Genomic DNA, 17,610 nt, shown 5'->3' with positions numbered 1-17,610 from the left:
CATTCACTATCCCAGTGACTAGCACAGACATGTGCACACGGCTATAATTGACGATTTGCGCGGCACTTAGCTTAAAGCTAATTGTCCGTCGTTGTAACAGTTTCCCAACTTGGATGATATCTATGGATCATACTCCGCAGTCGCAACTCAAGCTGTTGCTTGCCAAAGGTAAAGAGCAAGGTTACTTAACCTATGCAGAAGTGAACGATCACTTACCTGCAGACATGGTCGATTCTGACCAGATCGAAGATATTATCCAGATGATAAATGACATGGGTATTCGGGTGTTCGAAGAAGCCCCCGATGCCGATGACATGATGATGTCGGAAGACAACACAGACGAAGATGCAGCAGAAGAAGCTGCGGCGGCCCTAGCCACAGTAGAGAGTGAGCTTGGTCGCACTACCGATCCCGTGCGCATGTATATGCGTGAAATGGGAACCGTTGAACTGTTGACCCGTGAAGGCGAAATTGTTATCGCCAAACGCATCGAAGAAGGCATCAACACAGTTCAAAGCTCTGTCGCCGAATACCCACAAGCGATCGCCATGATCCTTGAACAATTCGACCAATTTGAGGCCGATGAACTGCGTCTGTCTGATATTATCTCTGGATTTGTCAACCCGGACGAAGAAGATGTCGCGCCTACTGCCACACATATCGGCTCAGAACTGTCGGATGAAGATCTTGACGATGAAGACGACGAAGATGAGGACGATGAAGAAGGCGGCGATGAAGATGATGACGGTAATAAAGGCCCCGATCCTGAAGAAGCCCGTGAACGCTTTAGCCAATTAAGAACCGCCTATGAAAATGCGCTCAAAATCATTGAAGCTAAAGGTCGTGAGCATCCTGAGTCGGTCAAAGCGCTATTCGAAATCGGCGAAATTTTCAAAGAATTCCGCCTAGTCCCTAAACAGTTTGACCGTTTAGTGAAAAGCATGCGTTCTATGATGGACCGCGTGCGCGTGCAAGAGCGTTTGGTAATGAAGCTTTGCGTTGAGCAAGCCAAAATGCCGAAGAAAAACTTTGTTAAATTCTTCACTGGTAACGAAACCAATCTAGATTGGTTCCATGCCGAAAAAGCCTCAAATAAGCCTTACGCCGAAGGCCTAAGAATGGTTGAGGACGATGTGCTGCGCTGCCGTAGCAAACTGGCCGCCGTTGAAGAAGAAACCGGCTTAGCCATTGCGGCAATCAAAGACATCAACCGTCGTATGTCCATCGGTGAGGCTAAAGCCCGCCGTGCGAAGAAAGAAATGGTTGAGGCTAACTTACGTCTGGTTATTTCTATCGCGAAGAAATACACCAACCGTGGTCTGCAATTCTTGGACTTGATCCAAGAAGGCAACATAGGCCTGATGAAAGCGGTGGATAAGTTTGAATACCGCCGTGGTTACAAGTTCTCGACCTATGCCACTTGGTGGATCCGTCAGGCAATTACTCGCTCTATCGCCGACCAAGCGCGCACCATCCGTATTCCGGTGCATATGATCGAAACGATCAACAAGCTAAACCGTATTTCTCGTCAGATGCTGCAGGAAATGGGCCGCGAGCCCTCCCCTGAAGAACTGGCTGAGCGTATGATGATGCCGGAAGACAAGATCCGTAAGGTACTGAAAATCGCTAAAGAACCCATCTCCATGGAAACCCCAATCGGTGACGATGAAGATTCGCATTTAGGTGATTTTATCGAGGATACTACCCTCGAATTGCCACTGGACAGCGCTACCAGCGAAAGCTTAAAGAGTGCTACCCATGAGGTATTAGCGGGGCTAACGGCTCGCGAAGCCAAAGTGCTGCGTATGCGTTTCGGTATCGATATGAATACCGACCACACGCTGGAAGAGGTGGGCAAACAGTTTGACGTGACCCGTGAACGTATTCGTCAAATTGAAGCCAAGGCCTTGCGTAAGCTGCGCCACCCTTCACGCTCTGAAATCTTAAAGTCGTTCTTAGACGAATAGTCTAATTCGACACTCAATCAAGCCTCGCCACAGTGCGGGGCTTTTTATTATCTCAATATCTTCAAATACCCTAGCAATCTGGCAGCAACGTTAACCATTTGAATGGATGATTTAGCCTATAAAGGGAAAGTTTACCGTAGTTTTAGCCGTAAAAATGAAGAAGAAATACCTTAATGCAGAAAGGATTAAATCTTAAAATAAGATGTTTAACCTGTAATTTCCCCCTTGGCGGCAAGTCAATTGCTTAACAGATAACCAATTGAATCAGTTGCGTGAATTTCAAACCAAAACACGGGTGACAAGCGCAAACAAGCTTAGTATACTTCCTCCCGCTTTAGGTAATGACGATTACCTTTAGTCGGCCCCTTAGCTCAGTTGGTTAGAGCACACGACTCATAATCGTTAGGTCCACGGTTCAAGTCCGTGAGGGGCCACCACCCAATTCAACGAAAAAGCCCATTGATTCAATGGGCTTTTTTGTATCTAAATCCATATCAATGTGTTCTACACAAACAACTTTGTGCTAAGTTTTTAGCTTACCTAGCTGCTCATGTTGTTGTTTAACAAGCTCGGCGAGTACCACACTGCTTTGCTGCGCCTCACCCGCAAGCCTTGCGAGTTCTGATGCCGAATCGGAAATGCCGGTAATATTGCGGTTTACCTCTTCAGTGACTGCACTTTGCTCCTCTGCGGCGGCGGCAATATGGGTCACTTGGGCCGAGATCTCTTCTATCTGACTGACCATAGAGTTAAGGGATGTGAGCGCTTGTTCGGTTTGCGAAACCGCCATTTGTGCGCGCTCGGCACCTTTATCAATAATCCCGGAAGCACTGTGCACCTCTTTTTGCAACGCATCGATCAGTACGCTGATATCATCGGTTGAGCTTTGGGTTTTAGAGGCAAGCGCCCTCACCTCATCGGCGACGACTGCAAAACCACGTCCCTGCTCTCCCGCCCTCGCCGCTTCAATGGCTGCGTTTAGGGCCAGCAAGTTAGTTTGCGCAGCAATGGAGCTAATCACCTCAAGGATACGACTGATATTTGTGCTACTTTCAGCCACCTTACTGACGGCAACTTTTGCCTGCATCGATTCCTGAGACATAGTTGCCACAAAATCCATCGCTTTGGTTAGGCTTTCTTCACTGTGGCGTATATTCCGGGACATGGCCTCTGTCTCTGAGGCCGTTTGTTCCGAGGCTTTAGCCACTTCGAGAGCCGTCGCGCTCATTTGATTTACGGCTGTGACCACACTTTCAATTTCGCCATACTGCCGATGAACACTGTCACGGGTAAGTTGGGCAATTTTTGCCGAGGATTGGCTTTCCTCTTGGGTACGACTGGCTAAGGTTTTTAACTCAGCAATTAAATTCTTTAACTTATAGATGAAGGAATTAAATCCTTTTCCAAGGGCAATCAATTCCGCATGTGCATCTACTTCTATCGATTGAGTGAGATCGCCTTCTGCACTGGCTAAATGCTCAACACGCCCCTGGATCATCTTGAGTGGCGAGATGATACTGCGGATAACGAGGCTAATAGTCACCACAGCAAGCACAGACACCACTAAGCCCACTATCAATAATAGGCTGCCTAAAGAGGTCGCCATTTCATCCATTTTATCGTGGAGTGCGATCGAACTTTTATAGGCCTGCGCCTTAGGAACTTGGATAGCTAATGACCACTCGGCATTGGCTAGGGGAATTTTGATCGGGTAAGCGACGATAATTTCATCGTCATTCATCATGTACTTACCATTCTTGTGTAACGAGATGATTTGCGATGCCAATTGGGGATCGACCGACTCGGATAAGGGCCGAGCTTTTTTGCTGTAATGACTTGCCGCAACCACTAGACCTCGGGTACTCAAGAGGGTCACTTTGGCTTGGCCGTCATAGAGACTCTTTGACAGTGTATCAATCAGGGACTGAAATACCGGCAAATTGACATCCACCCCCACTACACCAATAAATTGCTTATGCTTAAGTACGGGTACTGTCAACGAGGTCATTAGAGCGGTGTTACCAGGGGTAATTTCATATAAATAAGGTTCCATCAGACAGGGTTTGAGAGTCTCTTTAGCACACAAATACCATTCGGCATCTCTGATCCCAAACTCATTCAGGCTGGTGAGGTACTTTTCTGCCGAATCATCAACTTGTTGATGTTCAACCGTGCCATCATCATTGCGAGTGTAATAGACCTCTAGGGCTCCCGACGAAGCCACACTATGACTCACCTGAACATTCAGGAACTCGCTATCGAGGCCATCGTAACCATTAGATTCAAATTGGGCGTACATGGAAGAAATTTGCGCATTCTTCTTGAGCACTGCTGCCACGGCAAGCTCTAAACGATCACGCTTTAAGGGCAATTCTTCTGCGGTACTTTCAAGCATGCCAGCGAAAGAAAAGGGGATCCGGTAAGCTTCATTAATAAATCCGGCGACCATTTCGCCATACTCACCGGCACGAGCTTCGAGCTTATCGCGGGTTTCGTTTTGTAAGCTATTCTGCACTTGCTCGGATAACTGAGCATTTTGATCCGATAGTGTCCACCAGAGGCTAATGGATAAAATTGCGACTATCGATAGGAACAAGGCGGAAGTGATCCACAACAACTTAGTACTGATGGACAAATGCTTCATCTAGTCAACTCCCAAGAGAACGACAATAGCGTAATTATTTTGATCTAATTCATTTTTTTATATTTTCTACCAGTACTAAAAATAGCACTTAGCATAAGAATTACCAGCACTTAAGATAAAGATTTGCTAATGAAATGTAAAACTTTTGCATGACAAAATCAAAAAAAAACCAAATTCAAATAAATGAATTTGGCCTTAAATATCAAACACTATTTCAGATTGAGTCTAGAGTTAACGTCCCCACAACCAAGCGGCACCACGCACCCCCGATGAAGCGCCATAACAGTTTTTAACAACTGGAGTGTGGCACTCACGGCCAACCACATATAAAGGTAAAACCTTGGGCAATTCTGTGTAGATAGCATCGATGTTAGAAACTCCGCCACCAAGGACGATAACATCAGGATCCATCATATTGATCACATGGGCCAATGAACGAGCTAAACGGTCAATAAAGCGGTCAAATGCTTGAGTCGCCAGCGGATCGCCCGCTTGCATCATTTGGGCAATTTCAATACCGCTGTCAGCGATACCACCTGCGGCGCGAAAATCGCGTACAAAGCCCGTCCCAGAGATAAACGTCTCGATGCAGTCCCTGTTACCACAAAAACACCTCGTGGTATTAAATTCATCAGCTTTCATCCAAGGCAAAGGATTATGACCCCACTCACCGCCGATGCCATTGCCACCATCATGCACTTGGCCTTTGATGGCGATACCAGCGCCGCAGCCAGTGCCAATAATGGCACCAAAGACCAGTGACTTGCCGGCAGCGGCGCCATCGACCGCTTCAGAGACGGCAAAACAGTTCGCATCGTTGGCGATCCTCACCTTACGGTTTAATCGAGCCCCCAGATCCACATCGAGGGGATGGCCATTGATCCACGTTGAATTAGCATTTTTAACTAGGCCAGTAAAAGGGGAAATCACCCCAGGAATACCAATGCCTATCGTGGCGGTTTGTTGCAGGCTCTCTTCGACTTCTGTCACGAGTGCGACTAACGCATCGACTGTTGCAACATATTCTCTCGGTGTTGGGATACGTTTACGAAACACTTCTTTACCAGCGTCATCTAATGCGACTAACTCGATTTTTGTGCCGCCAAGATCGATACCAATTCGTAACATCAACTTACTCCATCTCAATATATTTAACCCAAAATGGCTCGGTGAAGATCATCTCTACTGCCATACGCTGTCATTGAAAACTGACTCAAGTCAAAAACAACATTAGCCTCAGCCAAAGTCATGGCAATTCATGACTGTCTAAATTAAGGCGAAGTTGTCATTTAAACGACTCTCTGCGCCTTGAGGTGTTACATTACGGGCACTCGACCGACACCATATTCGCCGTCTTTGGCTTTAAGATAATATCGCTAAAACTGATATCCACGGCGTCCGATGAAGATAAGGTGAAAGGCGAGATAATTTTACCAAAATCGATCCCCTGCCCCTGATAGCAAGTGAGATCTATGTTTAGTTCACTCCAAGTATCAAGGCTTAATGCGCTTAGCTGAGTGCTAATATCCACATTGGCTCGACAATCGCCTTCGCAGATCATGCCGACATTCACTGGCGCCGTAATCGGTGAACCCACTTTGACTTGCATGCTGAGCACTGACTTACTCGCCAGATAAGCCCGCAAGTCTTCCGGGAAGTTCCCCTGCAAGCTCACAAAACCAAGCGCTTTACCGTTGAAACTAATGTGACGGGCATCTTCTTGCACTTGTTTATCAAAGGTTTTAATCGTAACAACATCATTTGCCTGCACGCTGCTGGCGATAGGTTCCATCGAAACCTTGTCACCTTCAACACTGCCAATTAGCATTTTCCAAGGCGCCTTAACGGCACGCTCGAATAACGGCTTCTGGCTAAGTGGCACTTGTTCACCGAAGTTATCTTCGGACAAACGATTCGATAATACCGCAGGCGCAGTAGTATCAGCCTTATCCGCATAACTCAAGCCATAACCATAGGGTAATAGTGGCGAATAATCACTGTCGTGAACATTCACGCGAGTTTGCTGCGGTGTCGACGGCCATGAGAAAGACAATTTACCAGTAAAGTCATACTGAACATCGCCATTGGCCTGAGTGAATAACACTTCGGCAATCCCTGCACCTTCGGTGCCAGGCAACCAAGCGGCGACAAAGGCGTCAGAGGCATTTAACTCAGGATTGACCCATAAAGGTCGGCCGCTGATAAACACAGAGACCACAGGAACCCCAGCGGCTTTGAGCTTTTGCAATAGTGCTAAGTCACGCTTATTACCCCTTTGATATTCAAGATTATCGATATCACCATTGCCTTCGGCATAGGGCTCCTCACCAAATACCACAATCGCCACATCGGGTTTATTCGCAGCTTCAAATTGACCATCGACACTCAGCACTGCGCTACCACCGCTGGCAGTAACCACCTTTGCTATGCCGGCATAAATCGATGTTGCTCCTGGGAAATCAGCATTTTGATTATCTGTACCCTGCCAAGTAATAGACCAACCACCCGATTGCTTGCCAATATTATCGGCGGCATCGCCCGCGACGAGCACTTTAGCTTTGGAGGATAAAGGCAATAAGTGTTGATTGTTCTTCAATAATACTAGCGACTCGCGTACTGCTTGGCGCGCAACGTCCCTGTGGCTCGCTTGGCCAATTAACTCGGTTTTACCCGATAAAGGACGCTTAGCAGGACTTGGCTTGTCAAATAATCCCGCTCGGATTTTTACGCGCAGGATACGGCTCACGGCATCGTCAATCCGCGCTTGACCTATCAAACCCGACTTCACTTGCGCGATAGTGTTTTCATATAAGGGTTTCCATGCCGCCGTTGGCACCATAAATACGTCTAAGCCCGCATTAACAGCCTGAGGACAAGATTCATTGCTGCAACCTTCGACCTGTCCATGGCCATTCCAGTCGCCGACAACCAAGCCATCAAAGCCCATGCGCGTCTTAAGTACATCGGTTAATAAATAAGGGTTACCGTGATTTTTAGCACCGTGCCAACTATTAAATGAGGCCATCACCGTTTGCGCGCCCGCGGTTAACCCGCCGATATAACCTTGGGCGTGAATATCAAACAAGGCTTGTTCGGATACGAGATTATCGCCCTGATCATCTCCCCCTTCGGTGCCGCCATCCCCTAAGAAATGTTTTACAGTCGCGATAACATGCTGATCCGATAAGAAGTCTTTATCATTGCCACCTTGTAATCCCTCAACAATCGCGTGGGAATAGGATTTAACGATGGCAGGATCTTCAGAATAGCCCTCGTAGGTTCGTCCCCAGCGGTCATCACGCACCACGGCAACAGTCGGTGCAAATACCCAATCGATCCCCGTCACCATCACTTCTTTGGCGGTGATCGCGGCTATTTGCTGGATAAGCTCAGGATGCTGGGCCGCACCTAACCCTATATTATGTGGGAACAGCGTTGCACCAATCACATTGTTGTGACCATGAACCGCATCCGTGCCCCACATAGTTGGAATACTGATGCCATCGAGCGAGTCATCCATAGAGGCTTGAAACATAGCGTCGGCTAAGGCAATCCAATCTGCTGGCGTCGCATGTTTATCTTGATTTGGGTAAGAGCCGCCACCATTTAAATAGGAGCCAAAGCCGTATTTGCGCATATCTTCGACCGTGATATCGCGGATCTCAGGTTGGATCATCTGCGCGACTTTCTGCTCTAGCGTCATTTTTGCTAATAAGTCCGCGACTCGCTTTTCAACATCTGGCTGATTTTTATGAGGTATAGTTAACTGTGGCCAAATATTAATATCGGTAGGCTTGCCATCGATACTGTAGCCATTGGGGCTATTGGGGCTATTGGGCGAGCTAGATGTGACCATATCATTGGGATTAACGGATTGACTAGGCACAACTTCCTTCACCTGCTCTGTTTTACTGCATCCACTTAAGCAAGCGCAGGTCAGCACAGCCAATAAACTCAAGCTAAAGGTTTTGGGTCTCAATGCGATAACGCTCATAATTCTCGCCCTTAAAAATAAAATGTCTTAATACACACGCCGTGTGCGCATCCATGTGTTTAATCGTCGTGTTTTAATTGATTTAAAATCTTGGTCTTGGGGCATCACAGCCCTTGGCGCCGTAATAGGCGATAAAGCCATAACAAAGCAGCGGTAAAATAAAGGCCAATTGAATACCAAAATGATCGGCTAACATACCTTGGAATAAGGGCACAATCGCACCGCCCACAATCGCCAAACATAAAATGCCAGAACCTTGGCTGGTATGTTGCTCAAGATCCTGCAATGCTAGGCTGAAAATCGTCGGGAACATAATAGAGTTACATAACCCGACTAGCAGTAAGGCCCACATCGCCATCGCCCCCGTACTGAACATGGCTAAGGCCACCAGCAGGCAAGCACAAATCGCATTAAAGGCTAACACTTTGCCGGCCTTGATTTTTTGCATCACGGCCGCACCAATAAAACGCCCAACCATAGCGCCACCAAAATAGTAGGCAATGTAATGCGCGGCTTCGGCATGGGTATAACCACCAATATCGGGCTGAACTAAAAAACTAATCAGAAAACTACCAATGGCGACTTCGGCCCCCACATACACAAAAATCCCCACGCTACCGAGAACAAGATGTGGAAATTGCCATGCACTGCCCAGCACTTTAGCACTGCTCGCCGGCAGTTTTTGGCCTAAAAAAGGCAGCTTTAACAGCATAAAAATGACCGCCAACACACATAAACTGGCCGCTAAAATCAAATAGGGAACTTGGACTGTGCTCGCTTGGGCCGCAGCACTGACCATAAGGTCAGATGCACCCTCTCCCGTCATTTGATGTGAGGTCGATAAAATCAACCAACTGCCGAAAAACGGGGCGACTGTGGTGCCAAAGGAATTAAACGCTTGGGTCAACGTGAGTCTCGATGAGGCGGTTTTCGCCGGTCCCAGCACGCTGACGTAGGGATTAGCCGCCACTTGTAGAATCGTAATGCCGGAGGCTAAAACAAAAAAAGCGCCTAGGAACATCCAATAGGAGGCAAAACTCGCCGAAGGATAAAACAATAAGCAGCCTAAACACGCAATACCAAGCCCTGTGACTATGCCTTTTTGATAACCAATTTTACCCACGAGTGCACCAGCGGGGATGGAGACAATGAAGTAAGCCCCAAAAAAACAAAACTGCACCAACATGGCTTGGGCGTAATTCAGCTCAAACATATTTTTTAAGTAAGGTATCAAGATATCGTTAAGACAAGTAATGAATCCCCACATGAAAAACAACGATGTTAAGGCCACTAAAGCGAACCTAAAGTTGCCACTCTGGTGCACACTCCTTGTCGACTCACTCACTGCACTCACCTTAGTTTCATTTGTAATAGCCATATTTGCCCTTTTCTCCCCAACCGATTACCTAGATAAAAACGTTTAATCTTCTTAGTCAAAATGGCGTGATTAATTTATCCGAATCACATATTGACCTTTTTATGATTAGTCACTAACCTCGATGTAAGCGCTTCCATTGTTAACATGTCGATAACCAAAGTCAATATTTTTAGTGACTGTCGGCAAGCATCTTTACTCTCTTTATCTTGAACTCTGTGTTTTAAATCGCAGGAATAAATTCAAAAATACAATTAAGTGACTGAATATATGAAAATATCTTTACCAAAGAACTCGAGACTCCAAAGCGAAGCGTTTACTTTTGGTGTTGCGACCGCTTCATTTCAAATCGAAGGTGGCGTGGACTCTCGCCAAACCTGTATTTGGGACACCTTCTGCGCAACACCAGATAAAATCCGTGATGCCTCCAATGGTAATGTTGCCTGCAACCACTTGAATCTATGGAAAGAAGATATCGCCTTAATCGCATCACTCGGGGTGGATGCCTATCGTTTTTCAATCGCGTGGGGACGCGTCTTAAATCAAGATGGCAGCATTAATCAACGGGGTGTTGATTTCTACATTGGCATTCTAGACGAGCTAAAACGTAGAAATATCAAAGCATTTGTTACGCTTTACCATTGGGATCTTCCTCAACATATTGAGGATCAAGGCGGCTGGTTAAACCGAGATACGGCTTACCTTTTCAAAGACTATGCCGACAAAATAAGCCAAGCCTTCGGCGACCGAGTGTATTCCTACGCCACCTTAAATGAACCCTTTTGCAGCTCATATTTAGGCTATGAGGCAGGTATTCACGCCCCCGGTTTAATGAAAAAAGCCTATGGCCGCCAATCGGCTCACCACCTGTTACTCGCCCACGGCTTAGCGATGCAAGTGCTGCAAAGGAACAGCCCTAACAGCATGAATGGCATAGTGCTTAACTTCACGCCCTGCTACGCATTAACCCAAAGTGCCGCCGATATTCAGGCCGCAAAACAAGCCGATGATTATTTTAATCAGTGGTATATCAAGCCGATTTTCGATGCGGCCTACCCAGCGCTTCTCACAACATTAGCACCAGAAGACAGACCGGAAATTCACGACGGCGACCTTGAGCTTATCAGTCAACCCATTGATTTTTTAGGGGTCAACTTTTATACCCGCGCCGTATATCAGGCCGATACAACACACGGATTTATACAAGTTGATTTACCAAGGGTACCCAAAACCGACATAGGCTGGGAGATCTATCCACAGGCCTTTACCGACTTACTGGTCTCTTTAAATCAAACCTATAATTTACCCCCTGTTTTCATCACAGAAAATGGCGCAGCCATGGACGATAAGTGTATTGATGGGCGTATCGATGACTTCGATAGACTCAGCTATTACCAGCACCATTTAACCGCTGTAGACAATGCCATAGTACAAGGTGTTAACATTCAGGGTTACTTTGCCTGGAGCTTGATGGATAATTTTGAGTGGGCCGAAGGCTACTTAAAACGCTTTGGCATAGTCTATGTGGATTATGCCAGCCAAACCCGCACGATAAAGGCCAGTGGTCACGCCTACAGCGATTTGATTCGCTCAAGGGCCCACTTAACGAATAACAATAATAAATAAGGCTAAAGCCATGATTAGCATAAAAGAAAAAATAGCTTATGGGCTTGGCGACACCGCCAGCAACATCGTTTTTCAAACCGTTATGCTGTTCCTTACCTTTTTTTACACCGACATCTTTGGCATTTCACCCGCCTTTGTCGGCACTATGTTTCTGCTCGTTCGGTTGATTGATGCCGTCACAGATCCTTTAATGGGGGCATTGGCAGACCGTACAAACACGCGTTGGGGGAAATTCAGACCCTATTTACTCTGGTTTGCCCTGCCCTTTGGGATTATCAGTGTATTGGCATTTACCACCCCAGATTTATCTGAAAATGGGAAAATGATATATGCCTTCGTGACTTACACGGCATTGATGATGGTATATACCGCCATTAATATTCCCTATTGCGCCCTAGGTGGCGTACTGACGGCCGATCCCAAAGAGCGGGTTTCGGTGCAATCCTATCGGTTTGTGTTCGCCATGCTCGGTGGTTTACTGGTCTCAGGACTTACCCTTCCTTTAGTCGAGTTTCTCGGTAAAGGTGACCAAGCAAAGGGCTATCAGCTCACGATCCTTGCCATGAGCATCTTAGGTGTTGCCATGTTTCTAACCTGCTTCTGGGGCACAAAAGAGCGCTTACACCCACCAGTCGATCAAAATTCTAGCTTTAAACAGGACGTTAAATACCTATTACAGAATGACCAATGGCGAGTGTTATCCGCCGCCGCGGTTTGCCTATTATCCGGCATGGTGTTACGCACTAGCCTCGCCATTTACTACGTAAAATATTTCCTTAACCTACCGGATATGATCACTCTTTTCATCACCTTAGGTATGGTTGGCAATATTTTTGGCTGCATTCTCGCAGAGCCATTAGCCAAGCACGTTTGTAAGGTCAAAGCCTATATTGTGTTGCAGCTCCTAGCCGCGACTCTGTGTGTACTGCACTTTTTTGTCCCTAAAGATCAAGTCGTTCTCGCCTTCACTCTTTATATTGTCTGGGGCTTTACCTTTAATATGGCCACCCCATTACTCTGGGCTAAAATGGCGGATACGGTCGATTATGGTCAATACAAAACCGGCGTGCGTATTACAGGTATGATTTACTCCTCGGTGATTTTCTTTATCAAGCTTGGGGTAGCCATTGGCGGTGCAGCGGCAGGGTGGTTACTGGCAAGTTATGGCTATCAAGCCGATGTAGTTCAGAGTGAAACGACGCTCAATGGCATCTTAATTTCATTTACCCTTTATCCCGCTATCGGCTCGATTTTGGTCGCATTTATCATGCGTCGTTATAGGCTAAATAACCAAAAAGTGGATGAAATCCATCTGGAATTAAATAGAGCCAGCTAATAAAAATATGCTAATCTTCAAGGCATTGTACTTTTCAGTCCCTCTAATTTGAGACGATATGGCCACTATTTACGACGTTTCGGTACTTGCAGGCGTGTCACTTGCGACTGTGTCAAGGGTAATGAATAAAAACACCAATGTCAGTGAAAAAACCAAACAAAAGGTATTAGACGCTATGACTCAGTTGGACTATCGCCCCAATGCGATAGCCCAATCATTAGCGTCCAACTGCTCAAATAGTGTGGGCGTCCTAGTATCACAATTGGATGGCCCGTTTTATGGGCCTATGATGACTGAAATTGAAGATGCCCTGCGTGATGCGGGTAAACACGTCATTATTGCCGCGGGTAAAAGTAATGAATCCCTAGAAAAGGATGCGGTGCAATTTTTACTGGATCGCGGCTGTGATGCATTAATTATCGATGTGGAAGCGGTTTCAGATGACTACCTTATCGATCTCTGTAAGCGCAGCACGCCAATCGTACTGATTAACCGCTATGTTGCCGCCATACGTGAACGCTGTATTTACCTCGATAACGAGCTTGGCGGTTACCTCGCGACTCAGCATATGTTGTCGTTAGGGCATAAACATATTGCTTATATATCAGGGCCTTTATTCAAACTAGATGCTAGGCAGCGCCTGATGGGCCATAAAAAAGCGCTCACCGAATCGGCCATTCCCTATGAGAGTGAGCTGTTCTACGAAGGGACGTTTAAAGAGTCGAGCGGTTGCGATGGCATGCGACATTTACTCAGCCTACAACGGCCGTTTACTGCGGTGATTTGCGCCAATGATCAAATGGCATCGGGAGCGATTTCAACCTGCCTTGAACAAGGGGTGAAGGTGCCTGAAGACTTATCCTTCATGGGCTACGATAATATCCCGTTTCCCCAGTATATTTCCCCTAAGCTCACCTCAGTCAGTAACCCCATCCATGAAATGGGTAAAATGGCGGCGCTCTGGGTACTAAAGCACGTATACAATAAAACCGATGTGGAGATTATTAGCCGCTTCACACCCTCATTATTTGTAAGAGATTCAGCAATTAAGCTCGTAAATAGTTAAATCATTAAGGCGAGTACTGCCCTAGCCAGATCATGTATTCGAGCTGCTCTAATGAGCCGTTTCCATGGGTAAGGCACTGCACCTTCTTGCTATATTTTACGGGCACAAGTGAACAAGTTCGGTTCAAAAACAGTTTAAAAAACGGTACCAAAAGCCAAGTAAAACTCGCTCAATATTCTTCACTCGCACAAGATATCCCTTGAATTTAAGCATTCACCCTAGCGTAAAAATGCTATTTCAAATGTCATTAAGCAGATTTAGCCCCTATTTATCACCAATAGCATCATAAATATGTAACAGAAAATAGATCTATTTATATTTTAAAACAATGAGTTAAAATATGGCGACCAACAAAAACAGCATTATATTGCAACATTAAAGTAACTTACCGTTGACTCTATGGATAATTTAAATTAGCTTTATGTAAGCGCTTACATAAACCTAACTCGAACAAGAATATGAGCAAGCTGTACATAATTTGTTCTACCCAAAAACAAAATCAGAGAGTTGTAGCCTGAATATCTACTCAACGGGGAGATGTAGATGGAACTTAGAACATTTAGAAAAACCAGATTGGCCACTAGCCTTTCGCTAGTCTTAGGCATGGGATCTATGATGCCTGCCCATGCAGCCGATGCTGACAAAAAAGAAGAAAATATTGAAGTTATTCAAGTAACAGGGATCCGCGGTAGTTTAGTCCGTTCGATGGACGTAAAACGCAGCTCAGAAGGCATTGTTGATGCCATTAACGCCGAAGATATCGGTAAATTCCCCGACAGTAACTTAGCTGAATCACTACAGCGTATTTCTGGCGTATCAATCGACCGTCAAAACGGTGAAGGTAGCCGAGTGTCGGTCCGTGGTTTTGGTGCCGATCAAAACTTAGTATTGTTGAACGGACGTCAAATGCCGGTCACCACAGGCTCTCGCTCATTCGATTTTGCCAACATAGCCTCAGAAGCCATCAGTGCGGTGGAAGTGGAGAAAACCGCTAAGGCGGAAAATCCAACGGGCGGTATTGGCGCCACGATCAATGTACTCACCCATAGACCGCTAAGCTCGCCAGGCATGAAGGCGACTTTCGGTGTAAAGGCCGTTGATGACTCATCCACGGATAAAGGCTCTACTACACCTGAAATTTCAGGCTTGTACTCCAACACCTTTGACGATGATAAATTTGGGATTTCTATCTCAGGTAGCTATCAAGAAAGGGAAAGTGGTAATCAGCAGGCTCAAGTCGGTACCGGTTGGCGCAGCTTCCCAGGTATCGTTGACCAAGATTACAGCGGTAGCAATGCAGAATGGGGCGGCGTTCCAAAAAACGACAGTCAAGTCAATCGTCCGGGTGATGATGACGTGTATAGCGTGCCACAAACCACGATTTACCGTTTTGAAGAACAGCAACGCAAACGCACAAACGGTCAATTAGTGCTGCAATACGAGCCGATTGATTCGCTGCGCGCAACGCTCGATTACACTTACATGCGTAACGACATAGATACTCAGTCCCACGACGTCTCGGCATGGTTTAACTTTGTGCCAACCCAAGAAAGTACTTGGAGTGACGGCCCTGTCTCATCACCACTCGTGTATTCCGAAACCTACGATGCACCAGCCGATCTTTCAATGGCTGCTGGCGATTACGGCACCCGCGACCAAAGTGGCTCACTCGGTTTTAACTTAGCCTGGGAAGCCAGTGATAATCTGACCTTAAACTTGGATTACCATAACTCCTACGCCGAACGCACGCCTAACAATGTCAATGGCAGCTCAAGCAACCTCAGTACCGCCGCCTTTATTCGTACCAGTGCAGCGACCGATTTTAGCGGCGATGTCCCAGTGCTCGCCGTCGGGGGTGGAAATGCGGTTCGCCCAGAAGATATGCGCGTGACCGGTTCAACCTTCACCAATGCCGTCAATCGCTCCGAAATTGAACAGCTGCAAATGTCGGGTAAATATGATTTAGCCGAGGCGGGCAGTATCGATTTTGGTATTGCGATGTCAGACGTGAATAACCACTCCCAACAGGTTGATATTCAACGTAACGACTGGGGTGGCGTTGGTGCAGCCGGCGATTTAGACGCCGCTTGGTTCCCAACCAGTTCGGTTATCGATAAATTCGATGGCTCCCAAGGTAATTTCGCAGGTTATAACGGCAATGCATCGACGGATCCGTTAAACACTATGTTCCTGTGGGACTTTGCGGCGGTTCGCGCCCGCGCCGCAGAACTCTATGCAACCAGCATAGTGGGTGATTGTGGTAATGGCTTCTGCCCTTCAACTGATTACTCCAAAGGCACTGACCGTTTCACTGAAGAAAAATCTCAATCTGCCTATATCCAATATAATTTCGCCAGCGAAATTGCCAATATGCCCTACGATGTGCATTTTGGCTTACGCTATGAAAAAACTGACGTTGAATCCACTTCTGTCGTTTCCTCTTATGATACAGCAACTTGGATTGCAGAATCTGAAATAGCAGTAACCAGCTCGGTAGATAATAATCGCGTTTATCAGACTCAAAAGGGTGATTACGATTACCTGTTACCCAGCTTCAATTTTAATATTGAAATGCTGGAAGATGTGTTCGTCCGCGCCGCCTTTAGCCAAACGATTGGTCGTCCTGATTACACCTCTATTCAAGGTGGCACCACAGTAGGAACGCTTGCCTATCGCAACGGTGGTAGCGGCTCGGCGGGTAATCCAAGTCTGTTACCACTCGAGTCAACGAACTACGACCTGTCGACTGAATGGTATTACAACGATGCCAGTTATGTCTCAATCGGTTATTTCCGTAAAGATGTGACTAACTTTATCAGCAGCAACCCTGAAAACTCAGACATCTACAACATTCCGGATCCAGCACATGGCAAGTATGTTGATGAAGCCATTGCGGCAGGTGCCACTACTGCGATTCAGCAACGTCAATGGATTTATGACAAATACGGTGCAACCGATCCGAATGTGACGCTCAACCCTGATAACGGCAACATCGAGATCACCGGTAACCCAGGTGATCCAGCGCTAAACTTTCTTATTACCAACCCAACTAACAGTGATTTAAGCAATGTGATCGATGGTTGGGAGTTTTCTATCCAGCACTTCTTTGGTGAATCAGGATTTGGTCTCCAAGCCAACTACACTATGGTGGATGCGGGGGACAGCTACGATAACTTTAACTTAGGCCGCCCAGGTGATGCTACTCAGAACGTGATTTTAGGGATCAGCGATACCGCAAACTTAGTCGGTATCTATGAAAACTATGGTTTTTCGGCTCGTATCGCCTACAACTGGCGTGATGAGTTCCTAAATTCAACAGGCCAAGGCACGGGGGCTAACCCTCAATATACCGAAGCCTATTCACAGGTGGACTTTAACATAGGCTACGACGTTGAAGCGGTTGAAGGTTTAACCATCTTCATTGAAGGCTTAAACATCACCAATGAAGCCACCCGTGTACATGGTCGTGCGACGGAACAAGTGTTGAACTACACCCAGACTGGAGCGCGTTACAGTATAGGTGCACGTTACACTTTCTAGTCGTACTAGTTAAAGAGCAACAGATCTTTACCCTAAGGTCGTGTGAGGTATGCCATAGATGC

At 46.5% G+C, this 17,610-nt stretch carries 9 protein-coding genes and 1 tRNA gene; 6 read left to right on the top strand and 4 right to left on the bottom strand.

The window, feature by feature from the left end; genetic code table 11:
* Window positions 1-122: 122 nt before the first annotated feature.
* Window positions 123-1,967 (top strand): RNA polymerase sigma factor RpoD, encoded by a 1,845-nt coding sequence (gene rpoD, locus COW15_RS16910; protein WP_293633998.1) that lies wholly within the window; start codon window positions 123-125, stop codon window positions 1,965-1,967.
* A gap of 360 nt (window positions 1,968-2,327) precedes the next feature.
* Window positions 2,328-2,404, top strand: a tRNA-Ile gene (locus COW15_RS16905).
* A gap of 86 nt (window positions 2,405-2,490) precedes the next feature.
* On the opposite strand, the gene COW15_RS16900 is transcribed toward COW15_RS16905, so the two are convergent.
* The 4 genes from COW15_RS16900 to COW15_RS16885 form a co-directional block, all read right to left on the bottom strand.
* Entirely contained in the window at window positions 2,491-4,611 is a 2,121-nt protein-coding gene (locus tag COW15_RS16900; RefSeq protein ID WP_293633996.1) for a methyl-accepting chemotaxis protein, read from the bottom strand.
* A 231-nt stretch (window positions 4,612-4,842) separates the two neighbouring features.
* On the bottom strand, window positions 4,843-5,739 hold the full coding sequence (gene mak / locus COW15_RS16895; protein WP_293633994.1) for a fructokinase: 897 nt from the start codon (window positions 5,737-5,739) through the stop codon (window positions 4,843-4,845).
* Between the two features lie 193 nt (window positions 5,740-5,932).
* Entirely contained in the window at window positions 5,933-8,605 is a 2,673-nt protein-coding gene (locus tag COW15_RS16890; protein ID WP_293633992.1) for an exo 1,3/1,4-beta-D-glucan glucohydrolase, read from the bottom strand.
* 82 nt (window positions 8,606-8,687) lie between these two features.
* Window positions 8,688-9,983: a sugar MFS transporter gene (locus COW15_RS16885; RefSeq protein WP_293633990.1), complete on the bottom strand. Its 1,296-nt coding sequence runs from the start codon at window positions 9,981-9,983 to the stop codon at window positions 8,688-8,690.
* Between the two features lie 267 nt (window positions 9,984-10,250).
* Between COW15_RS16885 and COW15_RS16880 the strand changes: the two genes are divergently transcribed.
* The 4 genes from COW15_RS16880 to COW15_RS16865 all read left to right on the top strand — a co-directional run bounded on the left by COW15_RS16880 (window position 10,251) and on the right by COW15_RS16865 (window position 17,548).
* Window positions 10,251-11,606 carry a GH1 family beta-glucosidase gene (locus tag COW15_RS16880; RefSeq protein ID WP_293633988.1) on the top strand — a complete coding sequence of 452 codons (1,356 nt, stop codon included), beginning with the start codon at window positions 10,251-10,253 and terminating at the stop codon, window positions 11,604-11,606.
* 10 nt (window positions 11,607-11,616) lie between these two features.
* Window positions 11,617-12,942, top strand: a complete 1,326-nt coding sequence (locus tag COW15_RS16875) for a glycoside-pentoside-hexuronide (GPH):cation symporter (protein ID WP_293633986.1) — start codon at window positions 11,617-11,619, stop codon at window positions 12,940-12,942.
* A 58-nt stretch (window positions 12,943-13,000) separates the two neighbouring features.
* Window positions 13,001-14,008, top strand: coding sequence for a LacI family DNA-binding transcriptional regulator (locus COW15_RS16870; RefSeq protein WP_293633984.1), 1,008 nt, complete (start codon window positions 13,001-13,003; stop codon window positions 14,006-14,008).
* A 543-nt stretch (window positions 14,009-14,551) separates the two neighbouring features.
* On the top strand, window positions 14,552-17,548 hold the full coding sequence (locus COW15_RS16865) for a TonB-dependent receptor (protein WP_293633982.1): 2,997 nt from the start codon (window positions 14,552-14,554) through the stop codon (window positions 17,546-17,548).
* Window positions 17,549-17,610: the final 62 nt, after the last annotated feature.

The organism is Shewanella sp. CG12_big_fil_rev_8_21_14_0_65_47_15, assembly GCF_002783505.1.
Taxonomy (GTDB): domain Bacteria; phylum Pseudomonadota; class Gammaproteobacteria; order Enterobacterales; family Shewanellaceae; genus Shewanella.
This window is presented reverse-complemented; position numbering and strand designations above follow the sequence as displayed.

Bases quoted from the DNA above. Each gene is read 5' to 3' on its own strand.
- rpoD (WP_293633998.1), top strand. From the start codon at position 123: ATGGATCATACTCCGCAGTCGCAACTCAAGCTGTTGCTTGCCAAAGGT.
- COW15_RS16900 (WP_293633996.1), bottom strand. From the start codon at position 4,611: ATGAAGCATTTGTCCATCAGTACTAAGTTGTTGTGGATCACTTCCGCC.
- mak (WP_293633994.1), bottom strand. From the start codon at position 5,739: ATGTTACGAATTGGTATCGATCTTGGCGGCACAAAAATCGAGTTAGTC.
- COW15_RS16890 (WP_293633992.1), bottom strand. From the start codon at position 8,605: ATGAGCGTTATCGCATTGAGACCCAAAACCTTTAGCTTGAGTTTATTG.
- COW15_RS16885 (WP_293633990.1), bottom strand. From the start codon at position 9,983: ATGGCTATTACAAATGAAACTAAGGTGAGTGCAGTGAGTGAGTCGACA.
- COW15_RS16880 (WP_293633988.1), top strand. From the start codon at position 10,251: ATGAAAATATCTTTACCAAAGAACTCGAGACTCCAAAGCGAAGCGTTT.
- COW15_RS16875 (WP_293633986.1), top strand. From the start codon at position 11,617: ATGATTAGCATAAAAGAAAAAATAGCTTATGGGCTTGGCGACACCGCC.
- COW15_RS16870 (WP_293633984.1), top strand. From the start codon at position 13,001: ATGGCCACTATTTACGACGTTTCGGTACTTGCAGGCGTGTCACTTGCG.
- COW15_RS16865 (WP_293633982.1), top strand. From the start codon at position 14,552: ATGGAACTTAGAACATTTAGAAAAACCAGATTGGCCACTAGCCTTTCG.